The organism is Streptomyces ipomoeae 91-03, from assembly GCF_000317595.1.
Classification (GTDB): domain Bacteria; phylum Actinomycetota; class Actinomycetes; order Streptomycetales; family Streptomycetaceae; genus Streptomyces; species Streptomyces ipomoeae.
Genome location: NZ_AEJC01000657.1, coordinates 1 through 14,873, shown reverse-complemented (window position 1 = coordinate 14,873; position 14,873 = coordinate 1). Strand labels below are relative to the sequence as shown.

General features: G+C 69.6%; 17 protein-coding genes. 7 read left to right on the top strand and 10 right to left on the bottom strand.

Annotation, left to right across the window (positions count from 1 at the left end; translation table 11 throughout):
- The 3 genes from STRIP9103_RS43315 to STRIP9103_RS43305 all read left to right on the top strand — a co-directional run.
- A partial coding sequence (locus tag STRIP9103_RS43315) for a DUF2975 domain-containing protein (protein WP_048822158.1) occupies positions 1 to 358 on the top strand: 358 nt, incomplete at its 5' end.
- Positions 358 to 618 (top strand): helix-turn-helix domain-containing protein, encoded by a 261-nt coding sequence (locus STRIP9103_RS43310; protein ID WP_009341544.1) that lies wholly within the window; start codon positions 358 to 360, stop codon positions 616 to 618. The genes STRIP9103_RS43315 and STRIP9103_RS43310, both read left to right, overlap by 1 nt.
- Positions 619 to 699: 81 nt before the next feature.
- On the top strand, positions 700 to 1,158 hold the full coding sequence (locus tag STRIP9103_RS43305; protein ID WP_234022445.1) for a transposase family protein: 459 nt from the start codon (positions 700 to 702) through the stop codon (positions 1,156 to 1,158).
- Between the two features lie 108 nt (positions 1,159 to 1,266).
- On the opposite strand, the gene STRIP9103_RS49550 is transcribed toward STRIP9103_RS43305, so the two are convergent.
- Entirely contained in the window at positions 1,267 to 1,440 is a 174-nt protein-coding gene (locus tag STRIP9103_RS49550; protein WP_009341542.1) for a hypothetical protein, read from the bottom strand.
- A 567-nt stretch (positions 1,441 to 2,007) separates the two neighbouring features.
- On the opposite strand from STRIP9103_RS49550, the gene STRIP9103_RS53310 reads away from it, so the two are divergent.
- Positions 2,008 to 2,331, top strand: coding sequence for an RICIN domain-containing protein (locus STRIP9103_RS53310; RefSeq protein ID WP_078614260.1), 324 nt, complete (start codon positions 2,008 to 2,010; stop codon positions 2,329 to 2,331).
- Between the two features lie 135 nt (positions 2,332 to 2,466).
- Here the strand turns inward: STRIP9103_RS53310 and STRIP9103_RS43300 are convergent, their stop codons facing one another.
- Genes STRIP9103_RS43300 through STRIP9103_RS43265 form a run of 8 tightly spaced genes read right to left on the bottom strand, consistent with a single transcriptional unit; the run spans position 2,467 to position 11,100 of the window.
- Positions 2,467 to 4,059, bottom strand: a complete 1,593-nt coding sequence (locus tag STRIP9103_RS43300) for a bifunctional 3-(3-hydroxy-phenyl)propionate/3-hydroxycinnamic acid hydroxylase (RefSeq protein ID WP_009341554.1) — start codon at positions 4,057 to 4,059, stop codon at positions 2,467 to 2,469.
- Positions 4,056 to 4,904 (bottom strand): alpha/beta fold hydrolase, encoded by an 849-nt coding sequence (locus tag STRIP9103_RS43295; protein WP_009341556.1) that lies wholly within the window; start codon positions 4,902 to 4,904, stop codon positions 4,056 to 4,058. Before STRIP9103_RS43295 ends, STRIP9103_RS43300 begins: the two co-directional genes overlap by 4 nt.
- 1 nt (position 4,905) lies before the next feature.
- A complete protein-coding gene (locus tag STRIP9103_RS43290) occupies positions 4,906 to 5,517 on the bottom strand; it encodes an amino acid synthesis family protein (RefSeq protein WP_009341558.1) in 612 nt (203 codons plus the stop codon).
- Positions 5,518 to 5,554: 37 nt separating this feature from the next.
- Positions 5,555 to 6,118, bottom strand: coding sequence for a VOC family protein (locus STRIP9103_RS43285; RefSeq protein ID WP_009341533.1), 564 nt, complete (start codon positions 6,116 to 6,118; stop codon positions 5,555 to 5,557).
- Positions 6,118 to 7,140, bottom strand: coding sequence for a WD40/YVTN/BNR-like repeat-containing protein (locus STRIP9103_RS43280; protein WP_009341540.1), 1,023 nt, complete (start codon positions 7,138 to 7,140; stop codon positions 6,118 to 6,120). The genes STRIP9103_RS43285 and STRIP9103_RS43280 overlap by 1 nt, the downstream gene beginning before the upstream one ends.
- 52 nt (positions 7,141 to 7,192) lie before the next feature.
- Positions 7,193 to 7,987 (bottom strand): SDR family NAD(P)-dependent oxidoreductase, encoded by a 795-nt coding sequence (locus STRIP9103_RS43275; RefSeq protein WP_009341535.1) that lies wholly within the window; start codon positions 7,985 to 7,987, stop codon positions 7,193 to 7,195.
- Between the two features lie 21 nt (positions 7,988 to 8,008).
- Positions 8,009 to 9,523 carry an aldehyde dehydrogenase family protein gene (locus tag STRIP9103_RS43270; RefSeq protein ID WP_009341551.1) on the bottom strand — a complete coding sequence of 505 codons (1,515 nt, stop codon included), beginning with the start codon at positions 9,521 to 9,523 and terminating at the stop codon, positions 8,009 to 8,011.
- 11 nt (positions 9,524 to 9,534) lie between these two features.
- On the bottom strand, positions 9,535 to 11,100 hold the full coding sequence (locus STRIP9103_RS43265; RefSeq protein ID WP_009341561.1) for an acetolactate synthase large subunit: 1,566 nt from the start codon (positions 11,098 to 11,100) through the stop codon (positions 9,535 to 9,537).
- A gap of 165 nt (positions 11,101 to 11,265) precedes the next feature.
- Here STRIP9103_RS43265 and STRIP9103_RS43260 point away from each other — a divergent pair, with 165 nt between their 5' ends.
- Complete coding sequence (locus STRIP9103_RS43260; protein ID WP_078614259.1) at positions 11,266 to 12,012, top strand: IclR family transcriptional regulator; 747 nt, start codon at positions 11,266 to 11,268, stop codon at positions 12,010 to 12,012.
- Positions 12,013 to 12,226: 214 nt separating this feature from the next.
- Here the strand turns inward: STRIP9103_RS43260 and STRIP9103_RS43255 are convergent, their stop codons facing one another.
- Positions 12,227 to 13,189, bottom strand: coding sequence for an AraC-like ligand-binding domain-containing protein (locus STRIP9103_RS43255; RefSeq protein ID WP_009341537.1), 963 nt, complete (start codon positions 13,187 to 13,189; stop codon positions 12,227 to 12,229).
- A 323-nt stretch (positions 13,190 to 13,512) separates the two neighbouring features.
- Between STRIP9103_RS43255 and STRIP9103_RS45390 the strand changes: the two genes are divergently transcribed.
- Both STRIP9103_RS45390 and STRIP9103_RS45385 read left to right on the top strand, forming a co-directional pair.
- Positions 13,513 to 14,358: an APC family permease gene (locus STRIP9103_RS45390; RefSeq protein ID WP_009341546.1), complete on the top strand. Its 846-nt coding sequence runs from the start codon at positions 13,513 to 13,515 to the stop codon at positions 14,356 to 14,358.
- Positions 14,291 to 14,873 (top strand): APC family permease (locus tag STRIP9103_RS45385; RefSeq protein ID WP_234022444.1); only part of this gene is annotated, 583 nt, incomplete at its 3' end. The genes STRIP9103_RS45390 and STRIP9103_RS45385, both read left to right, overlap by 68 nt.

Genomic DNA, 14,873 nt, shown 5'->3' with positions numbered 1-14,873 from the left:
CGCGCTGCGCGTGATCACGATCCTGGGCATGCTGTCGGCCCAGGTCGCCCTGATCTGCGTATGGCGGCTGGTGACGATGGTGCGACGCGGAACCGTGTTCTCCCACGCCGCCTTCCGGTACGTGGACGGCGTGATCGGCGCGATCGTTGGGGCTGCCCTCCTGTGGTTCGCGGTCACGGTCATCAACGCGCCGGGCCAGCGGGACGACCCGGGCGTCACCGCCATCATGGGCGGGGTCGGCGTGGCCATCCTGGGGGTCGCGCTCATCGTCCTCGTGCTGCGGATGCTGCTCGCCCAGGCCGTCGCGCGCGACGTCGAAGCGTCGCAGATGCAGGCCGAGTTGGACGAGGTGATCTGATGCCGATCGCCGTCGACATCGACGTGATGCTGGCCAGGCGGAAGATGTCCGTGGGCGAGCTCGCCGACCGCGTAGGGATCACTCCCGCCAACCTGGCGGTACTCAAGAACGGCCGCGCCAAGGCGGTGCGCTTCGCGACGCTCGCCGCGCTTTGCGAGGTGCTCGAGTGCCAGCCGGGCGACCTGCTGCGCTGGGAGGCCGAGACGCCGCAGGCGAATGACGTGCCCTTCCAAGATCATGGAGTTCTCGACACCCCGTGATCCGAGTGGAAGACCGTGCCTGCCGACGCATCATCGCCGATCCCGCCTGCCTTTGACCAACTCCGCGAGCATCCCGGGGCCGTGCCCGAGGAGATCCCGGGCCTGCTGGAGCGACTGGCCGAGGTGCCCGACCCTTACGATCCGCGCGGCGTACGGCACGCTCTGGTCGTCGTGCTCGCGCTGGCCGCGGGCGCGGTTCTGGCCGGAGCGGCCTCCCTGCCGGCGGTGGGTGAGTGGATCACTGACGCCCCGCCGTCCGTCCTGGAGCGCCTTGGCGTACGGCCCGACCCGCTGTCCCCGAAGCGGTGCCTGCCGGCGGAGGCGGCGGTGCGGCGGCTGCTGGGCCGCATCGACGGCGACGCGTTGGACCGGGCGGTGGGCCGCCGGCCGGCCGGCGCGCTGGGGCCGACGGCCAACTTCGCGCAGTGGCGGTCGACGGCAAGACCCCGCGCGGAGCGGCCAGGGCCACGGGGCGCAGGATTCATCTACTCGCCGCCTGCGACCACCTCTGCGGCCTGGCCCTGGCCCAACTCGACGTAGGCGAGAAGACCAACGAGATCACCTGCTTCCAGCCTCTGCCGGAGACGGGGTCGCCGTAGTAATGGCCGCAAAAACAACGGATATCGCTGACCTGGGACGATGTGCGGTTCAGCGTCGTCGGCGGCGGTTGTGGTCGTCGTTCTCGGCGGTGATGCGGACAGAGGTCCCCTCGTCGAGTTTGACGTAGTGGCCGAGGGTGCCGAGATGTTTGTGGCGGGACTTGGCTTGGAGCTCGGGGGCGCTGCGGCCCTTCTCCTCGAGATGCTTGACCCCAGGTACCACTCGACCGCCGCTTCGTATGACGGCGGCAGGGCGGACAGTGGCACGACCCGGGCGCGCGGGACCCGCAATGCGCCCCCGGTCTCCGGCGCAGCCGCCCGTTCGATTGTCATCCGTCCGCTCCTTCCGGCTCTGCCGCAGTAAATGCGTACACCTCACCTCCGGCTCTCGTGGTCACGCGCGGTTGAACACGCGAGGCCACCGGAGGGGCGCCGAGAGGGCCGTATCGGCGCTGTCGCAGTAAATCCGGTATTTACTGCGGCATTGCCCTGACGATCCGTCAGGCAACGCAAGTCCGACAAACCGACCTCGAAGCGGAACTGCCACTGCCGCCATCCGCCGCACCGTCGACCCTCACGATGAACGCAGCCCCGAGCGCCTCGCAGCGCTACATGCCCTTTTTGTCGTAGCTATACGAGAACAGGGCCGTGTCCAGCCGTCGGCAGCACCGAGTAGACGCCCGGCTATGAAACCGTGGACTCACCGCTAACGACACTCTCGGGGGCGCCCCGCATTCTGAGAGTGACTGCACATGGATGGACTCTCGGTGCTGCCGACTGTGGAGCCGATATGCGGTGCCGTTTCCTGTCGTGTGCAAGATATCGGCAGCGGCTGGACTTCGGTACGGCCGACCAGAAAGGGGCAAGTATGTCCGCGTTACGCAACTCACTCCTGGGTGGTGTGTCAGCATTTACCCTCGGCTGCGCAATGGTGGGCGCGAGTACCTCGACCGCCGCGGCTGCGCATAACGCACCTCTCGCAGCCAAGGCTGCTGCGGCTGCATTCGTCAATGCCCACAGCGGAAAGTGCCTGGAGATCGAGAACTCTTCGAAACGCAACGGAGCCCGCGCCCAGCAGTGGACATGCAAGGGACAGGCCGGCTCAAAGTGGTGAAGGGGGTCGCCTTCACCTCGGGCAGACCAGCGCCGGTGGAACAGCACCCCCCTCAAGGGGTGTCGAACTGGCAGCGTCCTTGACGCAAGGGAATTGAGCGACACACAACACGGGGGATTTCATGAGTGGCAAATTCTACGCAGGTGCGATAGTCGGTGTAATGGCCCTGGGGGTCATCGGCGGGGGTACCGCCGATGCGGTGCCGGCCCGCGATTGGGCTGCGAACCAGTCACGCAGAGAGCCGTCGATGTCCTCGGCCACGACCGAGTCGGTGCCGGAGACGCGGCGCTCGTCCTGGGAACGGCCGGAGCGCGATTCGACCACGGTGACGTAGCGGGTACCTATACGGTCCCAGAAGGCCCGGGACTCGGCGTCGAGGTGGATCAGGGGGTCGGTGCCGTACCCCACGAGGGCGAACCAGGCGCCGAGCGCGTCGTCCAGGTGGACCGCCCGGCCCTCGGCGGTCTCCACCTTCGGCTGGACCATCATCCGGCCGACGGCGGTGTCCTTCCCCGCGTCCCGCCCACGGTGCAGGACGACTCCTCCGTCGGTGTACCGGGGCATCGGCTTGAAACGCATCTGCAGGAGCCAGTCACGGACCCTCGGGACCACACCGATGCTGCGGAACAGGGTGTCGCGGGGGCGTGCGATCCACGAACTGGTCGTGGACAGAATCCTGCCGAGGGCGTCGGAGAGGTCCACCATCGCCTTGGCGTGCGCGCGCCGTTCGATGTCGTACGTGGACAGGATGCGCGGGTGGGCCCGGCCGCTGACCGCCGCGGCAAGTTTCCACGCCACGTTGGTGGCGTCGCGGATGCCGGTGTTCATGCCCTGCCCGGCCCACGGTGGCATCAGATGGGCGGCGTCCCCGACGAGGCAGACCCGTCCCTCCACGAAGCGGCCGGCCACCCGGGAGTGATGGGTGTAGACGCGGGCCCGGATGATGTTGAGGGCAGTCGGGTCCGGTACGTGCCCGGTGAGCAGCTCGCGGACCTTCTCGGGCCGCAGCATCGCCTCGGCGTCCTCGCCGGGGAAGAGCATGAACTCCCAACGGCGGTAGTTGTACGGCAAATCCAGGCAGACGTACGGCCGTGTCGGGTCGCAGTGCAGGCCGGTGTACGGGGCGTCGAGCGGGTCGTTGTCGCATTCGATGACCACCCATTTACGCGGGTGCGTGTCGCCGATCAACGGGATGTTCAGCTGGGTGCGGATCGTGCTGCGGCCCCCGTCGGCCGCCACCACGTAGTCGGCGTGGACCAGGACTCGTTCGTCGTCCGGGCCGGTCAAGTGCAGGCGGACCTCCGTACCGTCCTGTTCCAGGCGGACGAGTTCGTGGCCGTACAGGGGCCGTACGTGCGGATGGCGCTCCAGGCCCTTGCGCAGCGTGCGCTCGGCGAGCTGCTGCATGAAGATGTTGCGGCGCGGCCAGCCGAACTCCTTCGTGGCCGGGCGGATGTCGGCGAAACAGCGGCCGTTCGCGCCGAACATCTTCAGCGGGATGTTCTGCAGCATGTCGGCGAGCATGTCGTCGGCGAGACCGATGCCCTGGAAGCTGCGCAGGCACTCGTCGTCCATGCCGACCGCACGGGGGTAGTCGACGACGTCCGTGGTGCGGTCGATGAGAAGCGTCTCGACTCCGTACAGGCCGAGGTAGTTGGCGACAGTGGCTCCGACGGGGCCGGCGCCGACGACCGCCACCTGGGTGCGGAGCTCGGTGGGTGTGCTCACGGGGCGGCCTCCAGACTGGTCAGGAAGTGTTCGAGCTCGTGGTGGAAGGCGTCGGGCGCGTCGTCGTGGACGTAGTGACCGGCACCCGGGATCTCCACGGCGTGGACGAGGGGGTTGCGCACGGTCATCTCCGCGGCAGTGGCGGGGGGCAGGAAGTCGGACGCGCCGCCGCGCACCACGAGGGTCGGGCAGCGCAGTGCCTCGACGCTGGGCCAGAGGTCGACCTGGCGAGCGGGATCGCTGTCGAGCCAGGCCTTGGCGATGCCGTCGAGGTCGAACTTCCAGAGCCAGCGGCCGCAGGTGCCGGGGCGCAGAGTGTGTCGGAGCCGGGACTCCAGCGCGTCGGAGCTGATGCCGGGCCGGATGCGAAGCCAGTAGGCGCGGGCTGCGTCCAGGGACGCGAACTCGGCCGGTGTCTCGGCGACTTCGCGCTTGATGCGCTCGGCTCCGGCCCCGCTGATCGACGAACCGGGGCCGATGTCCTCGATGACGGCCCCGCGGACGCGCTCGGGGTGGCGGGCTGCGTAGACGTAGGCGGTGGCGCCGCCCATGGAGTGGCCCAGCAGGACGAAGCGGTCGAGGCCGAGGTGGTCGGTGAACTGTTCGAGGTCGGCGACATAGGACGCGGTGTAGTACTGGCCTGCCGGGTCCCAGTCGCTGTCGCCGCGGCCTCGGGCGTCCAGGGCGATGACCCGGTAGCGGTCCGCGAGGCGGGCGGCGAGCGGTTCGAAGGTTTGGGCGTAGCTGCGCAGGCCGTGCAGCATGAGAACGGCCGGGCCGTTCGGTTCGCCCCATTCGATGTAGTGGGCTCGCAAGCCGTTCAGGACGGTGAACCGGTCGCGCATCTCAGTGCAGCCCGTCCTGGCCCTGGATCTGGTCCGCCTTGATTCCGCCGAGGCGTGCGTGCAGCCGGCCACGGGTGGCGAAGGCGAAGATCACGACGACTTCGTCGGGGTTGGGGGTGTCGGTGAACGTGACCGTGAACGTGTCGTAATGGGAGCGGACGTAGAGCGCGTCCTTGTGCGCCAGCGGGATGTCGATGGATGTGCCGGGCGCGCCGCGCTTGCCGGTCGAGGGCACCCAGGACTTGCCACCGCCAACCGCGTCGCGTACCGGGTCGGCGAAGACTGCGGTGAGGAAGGCGTTGCCGTGTTCGTACTCGCCGTTCGCGCCGACCAGGCAGGCCTTCCCATAGCTCTCGACCGGGCGGCCGGCGGCGGCCTCGGCGATGCGGCGGCCGAACTCCTCGCCGAGCTTGGGCGAGTCGGCGACGATCAGGTCGAGGCTCTCGCTGTAGCGCCCGGCGTACGGGTTGTGGATCGCGGCGGCGATGACGATCTTCCGGACAGGTTCGCCGTCGGCGAGCGCTCCGGTCTCGTTGGCGAGGGTGTCCTCGATCTGGGTGAACCACTTGCGGACGTGGTAGCCGGCGAAGGTCGGCTGGGGGGACTCGGGCACGACATACTCCTGACGGGGAAGGGGATCGTGTGTGCGGTCAGCCGTAGAGGGGATCGATCTCGAAGGGCTCGCTGGGGGCGCCGTAGAGGCCGAGGATGCGCTTGCCCTCCTCGTCGTCGGTGACCGTCTCGTGGAAGAACTCGAAGCGGTTGCCGTCGGGGTCGATGAAGTACAGGCCGAAGCCCATCTTGTGGTCGGTGGTCTTGACGACGTGCACGCCCTTGCTGAGGAGCATCCCGTACAGCCGCCGCCACTCGTCGAGGTCGCCGGCGACCTCCAGACCGTAGTGCTGGAGACCGACACCGCTGGTGGTCGTACCTTCCGTGGCCCGGATCAGGGCGATGTCGTGGTGCTTCTTGCCGAAGGAGAGGAACACCCACTGCGGGCCGCGTGCGGTGACCTCCATGCCGAGCACGTCCTGGTACCACACGGCGGAGGCCTCCGGGTCGCGGACGAACAGGGAGAGGTGGGTGCGGACGACACGCGGGCGGACGGTGGGCGTCGCCTCGTCGATGAGCGGTGTCGGCGGCTCGTGCTCGGCCAGGGCGCGCTCGCCGGGGTCGATGTTCGTGGGACGGGGGTTGTGCGGGTTGCTGCTCATCAGTGTCCTTCCGGAGCCGCCGCGACAGCGGGCGTCCAGGCCACGTCGGTGATCTCGCTGAACTCGCGCCATTCCTTGGTCCAGGTACGGCCCGCGTCGGTCGAGCGGAGGAGATGGCCGTACTTGGTGCCGGCGAAGGCGAGGTCCGGGTCGGCCGGGTGGACGCCGAAGGCCCACACGGTGGAGTTGGCGGGCACGTCGAGGGAGGATTCCTGCCAGGACTGTGCGAGGTCGGTGGAGCGGAAGATCCTCGTCAGGGTGCCTGGGGTGGCGTCGCCGATGCCGAGCAGGAGGTCGTTGGTACCGGGGATCTGCTTGACCAGGCGTGTGTAGTAGATGCCCCATTCCTTCCGCGTGTCGGTGCGGGTCCACGTCTTTCCGTCGTCCTGGCTGACGAACAGGGCGTTGACGACCGCGACCACGATGGTCTTGGGCGGGCCGTGAAGGACCAGGACGCAGTGGATGTCCGAGTTGGTGACGCCCTGCGGGAGGCTCGCGGGGGTACCGTCGATGCGGGTCCAGGTGTCGCCGCGGTCGCCGCTGCGCCACAGCCCGCCCTCCTCGATCCCGAACCAGAGGTTCTTGGGGTCATGGCGGTCGACGTGGGCGGTGAGGATCCTGGGCTTGTTGACACCCACGCAGAACTCCGGGATCTCCGGGGAGAGTTGGTCCCAGCTCTTGCCGCCGTCGGTGGTGCGGTACATGGCGGCCCGGGAAGGGGCCCCCGTGCCGACGATGATGAAGTCGGGGTCGGTGGGGTCGATGGCCAGGGACCAGACGGTGCGGTCGTTGAAGGGCGAGTCGACGCGGTGCCAGGTCGCGCCGGCGTCCTCGCTGCGGACGAGGCCCGCGTCGGCGCCGGCGTAGACGACGTTCGGCTGCTGGGGGTGGACGGCGAGGCAGCGGACGACCGCGTCGAACTCGATGTCCTGTCCGAGGCCGAGCCGGTACCAGGTCAGGCCGTCGTCGGAACTGCGCAGCACCCCCTGACCGGCGGTGGCGACGAGGATGGTTCCTTGCATGGGTATGACTCCTGTCCGTTGTGGTGCCTGAGGTTCGGACCTGTAGGTCGGCTCAGAGGAAGACGCCGCGGGTCAGACCGCCGTCGATGCCCAGCGACTCGCCGGTGATCGCCGCCGCCCGGGGCGAGGCGAGGAAGGCGATCGCCTCGGCGATCTCGGTGGTCTCCAGCACCCGGCGGATCGGGGTGCGGGCGACGAAGTCCGCCTCGACCTCGGCCGCCGTGACGCCGCGCTTGGCGGCCTCCTTCGCGTACAGCTCGTGGATGTGCTCCGTCTCCACGACGCCGGGGTGCACCGTGTTGACGGTGATCCCGGAAGGACCCAGCTGGTCGGAGAGGGCCTTGGTCATGTGGACGACGGCGAGGTTGCGCAGGCCGGAGAGCGCGTGGCTGGAACGGCCGGTGAGTCCGCCGACGTTGATGATCCGGCCGTAGCCGCCTTCCTTCATGTGCGGGGTTACGGCCTGGGCGCAGCGGAAGTAGCCGACGACCTTGGTGTTGATGTCGGCCAGCAGCAACTCCGGGTCGGCTTCCTCGACGGAGTTGCGCACCAGACCGGAGGGGGCGGCGGCGCCGTTGACGAGGATGTCGACGCGGCCCAGTTCCGCGACCGCCGACCGCACCATGCTCCGCACGGACGCGGTGTCCGTGGTGTCGGACACCAGGGGGACCACTCGGCCGCCGGTCTCGGCCTCGATCTCCTTGGCGGCCTCCTCCAGCGCGGACAGCCGACGTGCGGTGATCACCACCTTGGCGCCCTCGCGGGCGAACTGGCGGGCGACCGCCTTGCCGATGCCGAGACTGCCGCCGGTGACGAGGGCGACCCGGCCGGTGAGTTCGAGATCCATGTGAAGCTCCTTGACGGTGTGTCAGCCGAGGTTGACCCAAACGCTCTTGACCTCCGTGTAGAGGTCGAGCACCTTGCGGCCCATTTCGCGGCCCCAGCCGGGCTGCTTGAACCCTCCGAAGGGGGAGGCCGGGTCGGTGAGGTTGAAGCAGTTGATCCAGACCGTGCCGGCCCGCAGCTCTTCGGCGATCCGGTGGGCGTGGCCGAGGTCGGAGGTCCAGATGCCGGCCGCGAGCCCGAAGGGCGAGTCGTTGGCCATGGCGACGAGGTCGTCCACGTCGCTCCAGCGCATCGCGGACAGCACCGGGCCGAAGATCTCCTCACGCACGATGCGCATGCCGTGGTCGGCGTCCGCGAACACCGTCGGCCGCAGGAAGTAGCCGTCCGCGTATCGTTCGCCGAGGTCGGGACGGCCGCCTCCGGCCGCGAGGCGTGCGCCCTGCTGCCGTCCGGCCTCGATGAAGGAGCTGACCCGCTCGTGGTGCCGGGCGGAGACCAGCGGGCCCATCTCGCTGGCCGGGTCGTTGCCCGGCCCCACGACGATCTTCTCGGCCCGCGCCGCGACCGCCTCCAGTACCCGGTCGTAGAGGGCGTCATGGACGTAGAGCCGCGAGCCCGCCGTGCAGGTCTGTCCCTGGTTGAAGAAGATCGCGTCGGCGGCGGCCTCGGCGACCGCCTCCGGGTCGGCGTCCGGCAGCACGATGTTCGGTGACTTGCCGCCGAGTTCGAGGGAGACCTTCTTCAGGTTGCCCGCCGCGGCGGTCACGATGGCACGGCCGGTCTCGGTCGAACCGGTGAAGGCGATCTTGTCCACGTCGTCGTGGGCGGCCAGGGCCGCTCCGGCGGTCCCGCCGCGCCCGGTGACCACGTTGAGCACTCCATCGGGTACTCCGGCCTCGGTCATGAGTTCCGCCAGCCGCAGCGTGGACAGCGGCGTCTCCTCGGCGGGCTTCAGGACGACCGTGCAGCCGGTGGCCAGCGCGGGCGCCAGCTTCCAACAGGCCATGGACATGGGGAAGTTCCACGGCACGATCAGACCGACGACGCCGACCGGCTGGTGGGTCGTGTAGTTCAGCACACGCAGTCCGCCGCGAGGCGAGACCGGGATCGTGCTGCCCTCGAACTTGCTGGGCCACCCGGCGAAGTAGCGGAACAGCTTGACGCTGGTGCCGACGTCCACGGCCCGGGCGACGGAGACGGGCTTGCCGTTGTCACACGACTCCAGCAGGGCGAGCTCGTCGGCGTTGGCCTCGATGAGATCGGCTATGCGGTGCAGCAGCTGTCCGCGGTCCAGGGGACTCAGGCGCCGCCAGCCGGGGTCGTCGAAGGCCCGGCGGGCGGCGGTGACAGCGCGGTCGATGTCCTGGCCGTCGCCGTCGGCGACCTGGGCGAGGACCGTACCGGTCGCCGGGTCGACGCTGTCGAAGACGCGGCCGGAGAGCGCCGGCACCCAGGCTCCGTCGATCAGCATCGGGCGGGACGCGGACAGGAAGGCCCGCACCTTCTCCTGCGGGGAGGCAGTGGCGGTGGGAGACACGCGGGTTCCTTTCACAGGACCATCTCGATGAGTTGGGGGCCTCCGGCGGCGAGGGCCCTGCGCAGCGCGCGGGCCAGCTCGTCGCCGGTCTCGGCGCGCTGGGCCGGTACGCCGTAACCCGAGGCCAGTGCGGGCCAGTTCAGGGCGGGATCGTCCAGGCTGGTCAGGCCGGCGGAGGCGGGCCCGCGGTCACTGCCGCCGTGCCGGTCCAGCTCGGTGCGCAGGATTCCGTAGCGGCGGTTGGAGGCGATGAGTGTGATCACGTCGGTCTGTTCGCGCGCCATGGTCCACAGCGCCTGGATCGTGTACTGGGCGCTGCCGTCCGACTGGAGTGCGATCACCTGGCGTTCCGGGGCTGCGATCGCCGCTCCGAGGGCGGCGGGCAGGCCCTGGCCGATCGCTCCGCCGGTGTTGGTCAGCGTGGTGTGCCGCGCCGCGTGCGCGGATGCGGTGAAGAAGGGGTAGCCGCAGGTGCCGCCCTCGACGGAGACGACGGCTCCCTCGGGGAGCAGAGCGGAGACGATCCGGCCGATCGCGGCGGGGATGAGCGGGCCGTCGGGCAGTCCGTCGGGGAATGCCGGCTCTCGGAGCGGCGACGCCGCCTTCGCACCCAGCGCCTTTGCCAGATCCTCCAGCGCCTGTACGCCGTCCTCGCCCGGCTCGGCCAGTGCGTGTACGGTCCCGGGCTCGGCGAGCAGACTCGGTGTACCGGCATAACCGAAGTACGCGACCGGTTCCAGGGCTCCGGCCAGCACCACGGTCTCCGCACCGGCCAGGGCCTTGATCGCCGCCTCGGGGAAGTACGGCAGCCGGTCCAGGTCGGGCAGGCCTCTTCCGCGTTCGGCCGCCGCGGGGAAGGTCTCGCTGTACAGGGTGGCGCCGGTCGCCTCGGAGATCCGCCGGGCCGCCCGCTGCCCGCGTTCGTTCAGGGCTCCCCCGCCGAGCAACAGCACGGCTCGGGAACCGCCGCGCAGCCGCTCGGCGATCCGCTCGACACGTTCCGCGTCGACCAGCGTGGGAGCCGGTGGCGTCGGCATGGAGGCGATCGGCCCCGTGACCGTCGCCTGCTGGAAGTCGGCCGGGACGATGAGGGTGGCGCCGTGACCGGGCGGGGTCCTGGCGGCGGCGAGGGCCTCGGCGGTGACCTCGCTCGTTCGCGCGGCGGAGCCGACGGTGCCGACCCAGCCGGACACCGGGGTGGCCAGCGACACGATGTCACTGGTCAGTGGTGCGTCATAGGGAAGGTGCCAACTGGCGTGGTCCCCGACCACGTTGAGGACGGGCGAGTGGGCGCGCCGGGCGTTGTGGAGGTTCGCGATGCCGTTGGCGAATCCCGGCCCCAGATGAAGGAGGGTCATGGCGGGTCTGCCGGAGATACGCGCATAGCCGTCGGCCGCGCCGGTGCACACCCCCTCGAAGAGCCCGAGGACGGGGTGTACCGAGGGGACCTCGTCCAGGGCCGACACCAGCGGCATCTCCGTGGTGCCGGGGTTGGCGAAGCAGACCTGGACGCCTCCGGCGGCGGCTGTCTCGACCAGCGCCCGTGCGCCGGTCATGCCGGCAGCGCTCTCTGTCATGCGCGGGACTTCCTCTCGTGGATCTCCCGGAATCTCCGCCAGCGTGCACCTTGTGCACTCACCATGTGCGGATAGTGCACTCAGCTTGAGTGCATGGAGAGCGGTCCGTCAAGGCCTGACATCACCTATTCCTCTCTTCACGGCGTCCCCAGCTAGACTCACCGCATGAGTGGAAGTGCACAGAGCGCACACCCCGAGGGGGGCTCGGTGGCTACGGACCCGGCGAAGCGCCCCAGCCAGCCGGCTGCGCAGACCCTCATCCGTGGCCTCGCCGTTCTGCGCGCGGTGGCGCAGCGCCCGCAGGGCCTGACAGCGACCGAGATCGCGACGCAGACCGGGCTTCACCGCACCGTGGTGCATCGCCTCGTCAACACGCTCATGTCGGAGGGCTTCGTCGCGAAGGACGCCGCTGGGTACTACCGCCCCGGGCGCGAGTTGCACAGCCTGGCGAACATGTCGCAGCCCACCCTCGTGGAATTCGTCCAGCCCCATCTGCAGCGGCTGGCGGACGAGCACGGCGGCACGGCCGTCGTCTTCGTGGCCGAACAGGACAGTGTGGTCGCGGTGGCGACGGCCGTGCCCGAGCAGAGCGAATACCACCTCGCCTACCGCAAGGGCAGTCGCCAGCCCCTCGACCGGGGAGCCGCCCCTTGCGCCATCCAGGCCGGGCGTCCCGCGACCGCCGAGGACTCCGCGGCCGTCCGGGAGGCCCGCCGCCGGGGGTGGACCGTCAGTCACGGAGCGGTGGAGCCGGGCGCGCACGCCGTCGCCGCGCCGCTCGCCCGGGACGGGGACGTCTTGGACGCCTGCGTCCAGTTCATCTCCCACCGCCGGGACCGCGTCGAGGCGGCGACACACGACGTCCTGAAGGTGGCGGAAGTGATCCGCGCCTTCTGCCTCGGGGCGAGGTGAAGGATGTCGGGCCTTCGGGGGTCGCCCCACCCTTCCTGAAACGCCCGTCGCCTCAGCCGGTATCGATGGCCACTGTGTGAGGCAGCCCCGGTCCGCGGAATCCCTGCCGTATGTGCCCAGGGCGGGCGGGGCCGACATGACGAGCCCTCACGCGGCGTGGCTCGCCAACTCGGTGAAACACACTGACTCGTTGAAGGAATCCGCCGCGTCGGCGTCAGGCTTGGTCGGCGCCGGCCAGCGCCCGCCGCCGGAAGTCCCGCGGCGTCTCGCCGTACGCAGTCCTGAAGACCCGGCTGAAGTGGCGGCAGTCGAGTAGCCCCCAGCGGGCGGCGATCATGCTGATTGACTGGTCGGCCGCGGCCGGGCTCGACAGATCGCGGGCACAGCGCTCCAGGCGCCGGGTGCGGATCCAGCCGGCGACGGTCGCGCCGTCGGCGGCGAACAGCTTGAACAGGTAGCGGCGGGAGATGCCGTGTGCCTCGGCGATCGAGTCCGGGGTGAGATCGGGGTCGGAGAGCCTGTGCTCGATGTAGGTGCGGATGCGCAGCATCATCGCGTCCTGGGGGGCGGTCGGCGCGGACAGTGCCAGGCGCTCGGTGACGAGGGCGGTGACCAGCGAGACGGTGCCGTCCATCAGGCTCCTGGAAGCCGGCCCCGTACAGTCACGGGCCTGCTGACTGAGCGACCGCAGGAACGGTGCAACGACCGCGCCGACGCCGTCTTCTGCGCCGATCCGACGGGCGGTGAGGTCTCGCAGGGCCTCGGGCCGCACCGGCAACATCGGGCGGGGCAGCAGCATGAGGACCGTGCTGAAGTCGGTCTCATAGGTGAAGGAGTACGGGCGGGAGGTGTCACAGATCGCGAGATCTCCGGGACCGAGTGTGCTGCACGTCCCGCCCTGTTCGATCACGGAAGTACCCGCGACCTGGAGCACGACCTTGTAGAAGTCCTCTTCGTACTGGGCGACGAGCCGCTGCGTGCGCCGGACGGACAGCGGCCCCGCACTGACCGAACTCAGCTGGAGCAGGCCGATGTCACCACTGACGGCCCGTCCGTGGAAGGGGGTCTGCGCGGCCGACCGGGTGTCCAGGCCGGTGAAGACCTTGGACATCTCGGACGTCCAGTGGTCGAACCGTTCCGTCTGGGCGACGGAGTCGGTGGTCACGATCGTTCGCACGGTGTGCTTCACCTGCCGGAGGTTTCTCGAACACGGTAGCTCCCACGCGTTCGTCGCGGGCTTCCTCGATGTTTCCCATCGTTATACGCGGTTCAAAGCCCCTTGGGCCGTCGGGTGTGCATGCATTGGCGGGAACGAGTGCACTCGACGGCACTCCGGCGACCCGATGTGGGCGCACAGTACTCCACACCAGGACGGGGAGAGTGCTGCCCGCCCAGCGGGCCACCAGTGCCGATGGCCGCGACCCACGTTGCCGCCCTACTTTTTCGCCGCCCTGGTCCTCAACGAGCGGTCGGCCCCTGCCGTATCCCCAGGGAGTTCCCGTGACCCAGCAGTCCTCGCCCCCGGAACACCGCACCCATCTCCGGCAAGGAGCCGTGGGCGTGGCCGGGATCGTTTTCTTCGTTCTGTCCGCTCAGGCCCCGCTCACGGGTGTCGCCGGCACCCTCCCGATTCCTCTGGGCCTCGGCAACGGGGGCGGTGTGCCCGCCGTGTACCTCGTGGTCGGCGTCATGATCGGCCTGTTCTCGGTCGGGTTCATCGCCATGAGCCGTCATGTCACCGATGCCGGCGCCTTCTACGCCTATGTCTCCCGAGGACTGGGCAAGCCGCTGGGAGTGGGTGCCTCGCAGGCCGCGGTGCTCTGCTACAGCGCGACGCAGGCAGGCATGTACGGTCTGTACGGCGTGACCGTACAGGGGCTGTTCCAGCGCTACGCGTCGATCGACCTGCCCTGGTGGGTGTGGACGGTCGCGACCATCCTCCTCGTCCAGCTGCTCGGCTCGCTGAACATCGAGTTCGGGGCGCGGCTGCTCGCCGTCCTCGTGGTGGCGGAGACCTCGCTGCTGCTGGTGTTCGGGGTCTACGAGCTGCTGTCCGGCGGCGGCCCCCGGGGGCTGGACATCGCCGGCTCCTTCTCCCCCTCGGCGCTCTTCTCCGGAGCGCCGGGGGTCGCGATGACCTTCGCGATCGCGTGCATCCTCGGCTTCGAGTCCACCGCGATCTACGCGAGGGAGGCCAAGGACCCGACCCGCACCGTCCCCCCGCGCCACCTATCTCTCGGTCGCCGTGATCTCGCTCTTCTTCGCTTTCGTGTCCTGGATGTTCGTCAGCTTCTACGGGCCGGACAAGGTGCAGGGCGTGGCGCTGAAGGCGCTGCAGAACGGTGACGCCACATCAGTGGTCTTCGACGCGGTGACCGCCACGCTGGGCCCATGGGCCACCGACTCCATGCAGTTCCTGCTCGCCACCTCACTGATCGCGGGCGTGCTGGCCTTCCACAACGGCATCAACCGCTACTTCCACTCCCTCGGCGCCACCGGCGTGCTGCCCGGCCGGCTGTGCCGCACCAACCGTCAGGGCGCCCCGTACACCGCGAGTCTGCTCCCGACCGTGGTGGCGCTCGCCATGGTCGTCCCGTTCGCCGTGGCCGGCGCCGACCCGGTGCTCACCGTGCTGACCTGGGGCGGCGGGGTGAGTGTGCTGGCGTTGCTGCTGCTGTACCTGCTGACCTCGCTCTCGGTCGTCGTGTTCTTCCGCAGGACCGGCCTCGACACCCGCCGCTGGAACACGCTGGTCGCGCCGCTGCTGTCCATCGCACTCCTCCTCGGCGCCACGGTGATGGCGCTGAACAACTTCACCACGCTGATCTCGGCGTCCAGCACGACCGCGCTGGTCCTGGAGC

Bases quoted from the DNA above. Each gene is read 5' to 3' on its own strand.
- STRIP9103_RS43265 (WP_009341561.1), bottom strand. From the start codon at position 11,100: ATGACAGAGAGCGCTGCCGGCATGACCGGCGCACGGGCGCTGGTCGAG.
- STRIP9103_RS43310 (WP_009341544.1), top strand. From the start codon at position 358: ATGCCGATCGCCGTCGACATCGACGTGATGCTGGCCAGGCGGAAGATG.
- STRIP9103_RS43275 (WP_009341535.1), bottom strand. From the start codon at position 7,987: ATGGATCTCGAACTCACCGGCCGGGTCGCCCTCGTCACCGGCGGCAGT.
- STRIP9103_RS43260 (WP_078614259.1), top strand. From the start codon at position 11,266: ATGAGTGGAAGTGCACAGAGCGCACACCCCGAGGGGGGCTCGGTGGCT.
- STRIP9103_RS53310 (WP_078614260.1), top strand. From the start codon at position 2,008: ATGCGGTGCCGTTTCCTGTCGTGTGCAAGATATCGGCAGCGGCTGGAC.
- STRIP9103_RS43295 (WP_009341556.1), bottom strand. From the start codon at position 4,904: ATGCGCGACCGGTTCACCGTCCTGAACGGCTTGCGAGCCCACTACATC.
- STRIP9103_RS43285 (WP_009341533.1), bottom strand. From the start codon at position 6,118: ATGAGCAGCAACCCGCACAACCCCCGTCCCACGAACATCGACCCCGGC.
- STRIP9103_RS43280 (WP_009341540.1), bottom strand. From the start codon at position 7,140: ATGCAAGGAACCATCCTCGTCGCCACCGCCGGTCAGGGGGTGCTGCGC.